The sequence below is a fragment of the Porticoccus sp. genome (genome assembly GCF_041592135.1).
GTDB lineage: Bacteria > Pseudomonadota > Gammaproteobacteria > Pseudomonadales > Porticoccaceae > Porticoccus.
The window spans coordinates 1-2511 of the sequence record NZ_JBFHQR010000201.1; the positions used below are offsets into that span (position 1 = coordinate 1).

General features: G+C 59.9%; 1 protein-coding gene and 1 riboswitch. The gene reads right to left on the reverse strand.

What is annotated here, in order from left to right; genetic code table 11:
• Positions 1–158 precede the first annotated feature (158 nt).
• Positions 159–2294, reverse strand: a complete 2136-nt coding sequence (locus ABY948_RS12045; protein WP_461482778.1) for a TonB-dependent receptor — start codon at positions 2292–2294, stop codon at positions 159–161.
• Positions 2295–2349: 55 nt separating this feature from the next.
• A riboswitch (TPP riboswitch) is annotated at positions 2350–2448 on the reverse strand.
• Positions 2449–2511 lie beyond the last annotated feature (63 nt).

Genomic DNA, 2511 nt, shown 5'->3' on the forward strand with positions numbered 1-2511 from the left:
GCTGGGGGCAAAAATGGCCCCAGCCCTGTGGGTTGCGGCTAAAAAAGCGCCACTCGTCGTTACTCGTCACTCAGTTAGAACCACTAAATTCATTTCTCGCGCCTAGATTGGCGCTTTTTTAGTCACAACAAAGGCAACCAAATTAGTGTGAACAGGCCCTAGAAGCGGTATTTCGCGGTCACGCCGACAATGCGCGGCTCGCCGTACTGGTAGTAGGGCTCGGTTTCGTAAAACTTGCGCGGGTCGTTACCAAACTCACCGAAGCCGCGCACAATCACATCCCGGTCGCCGAGATTGCGTCCCCACAGAGAGAACGACCACTGCGCCAGATCATAGTCCAGCCGGGCATTGACCAGCTCATAGCGATCCGAGCTGGCATTGTGACGGGGCGACAGGTAGAAGGATTCCTTGCCCTCCACTTCCAGCCCGGCGGTCAGGCGTCGCGCCAACGCTACTTCCATCCCTGCGGCAAACTGGTAGGACGGCGCGTGGGCCTGTTCATGGCCACTGAGATCCACCGCCACAGCATTGGCGGGGTCGGCATCGACATGAGAGAAACTTGCAAAGTTTTTAAAGGTGGCGCGCAGTAGCCCCAGGCTGCCGTAGAGCCTGACCCGTTCCGTGGCCTGCCAGTTCACTTCCAGCTCCGCCCCGTAGTTCTCGCCCCTGGCCGCATTGTCGAAATAATCGGTAAAACTGCAGGGGCAAGCGGAGCCGGAAATCGGTTCCACCAGTGACTGTTTGACCTGCATTTCATGGCGATCCTGGAAGAACAGGGACATCTGCACGGCCAGGCGGTGATCCAGCCAGTCGCCCTTGATGCCCGCTTCGTAATTCCACAGGTATTCGGTGTCGAACTCCCGGGCACCAGGGTTCAATGACGGATTGCTGTTCACGCCACCGGCCTTGTAACCCCGGGAGACCAAACCATAGACCAGGGTCTGCGGGGTCAGACTGTATTCCAGTCCCAGGCGACCGCCCCACAGGCGCTCGCTGTTGTCGTGGTTGACCCGATCGCTGTCGTCGTAATCGGCTTGGCGAAACTCCAGGCGCAGACCGCTGGACAGCTTCAGGCGCTCGGTCAGCCAGCTGTCCAGCTGGCCGTAGACAGCCCGGTTGCGGGTATCGAAATCACTGCTGAAATCGGTGCTGGCAAAGCTGTACTGGCGCAACAGCGACTCGTCCTGGAAGCGGTAATACAGACCTAGTACCCAGTCGCTGGAGCCGTTGAACAGCCGCCCCGCCTCTCGGGATACCAGACGCAGGTCCAGCGCGCCGTTCTGCCGGTCGCGGCGGTAGCGATCAAAGGAGGAATATTCCCAGCCGTCACAGGGTTGGCCGGAGCAGATACCCACATAGCTCCAGTCCTCGTCGTAGCTGTACTCGAGGTTGCTGTCGGCATAGCTCAGCAGTCCCACCACGTCGAAGCGCTCGAAACCCTGCCAGATGGTTTCCACCGCAACGGCGGTGGTTTCCTGGCGGTCGTGGCCCGGCTGGTCGGAGAGGGTGTGGCGGGTATTGTCGAGGGAGAAGGCATCGTAGCCGTTGTCCGCATCCACGTAGAATCCGGTGAAATTGACCTGCAGATCATCGCTGGCGCGCCATTGCAGTTTGCCGCGGGCGGTCACTTCATCGAGGTTGCTGGTGTCGTGGCGATGCAGGTAATCGTTGTCGATATAGCCGTCGCTGCGGTGCCCCTGCAGCGCCAGCCGGTAGCCCAGGGTATCGGAAATCGGCCCGCTCAACACCGCACTGGTGGTGCGGGTTTCATGCTCCGCAATAGCCGTTGCGACACTGCCCTCAAAGCGGTCGGTGGGATCGTTGGAGCGCATATTGACCAGGCCGGCCAGGGCATTGGCCCCGTACAGGGTGCCCTGGGGACCGCGCAGGATTTCGATCTGCCGCATGTCCAGGGTGGTGGCCGCGCCGCCGATGCCGCTGAAATCGATACCGTCGATCAGCAATCCCACCGAGGGGTTGAGGGGTTCGACAAACTGGCTGCGCTCGCCGATGCCGCGAATCTGGATGAATTTGCCACGGGAGGCACCACTGGCAAAGTTGACGTTGGGTGCCAGGTTGAGCAGCTGCTCCAGATGGGTAGCACCACGCCGTTCGATGACCTCGCTGTCTAGCAAGGTGATACTGCTGCCCGTCTCGAGCACCGAGGCCTCGCGGAACTCCGCGGTAACCACAACTTCCTCCATGCCCTGGCCGGAACCGGTTTCCGCGGCACAGACATTACCGATAACACAGAGCGCGGCGACCAGCAGGGCGGACTTGTTGCGGAACTTCATGATCTTGAGCCTCATCAACCACGTGAAGGAGACCCGGATAGGAGAGGAGTGAACGCTGGATTTTTCGTCCTATCCCTACGCCGGCACTATCCGGATCAGGTTCAAAGGGTTCATCCGAAGATGTCTCAGGCAGGTGCCGCCCCTTAGGGCCTGTTCACACTAATTTGGTTGCCTCTGTTGTGACTAAAAAAGCGCCAATCTAGGCGCGAGAAATGAA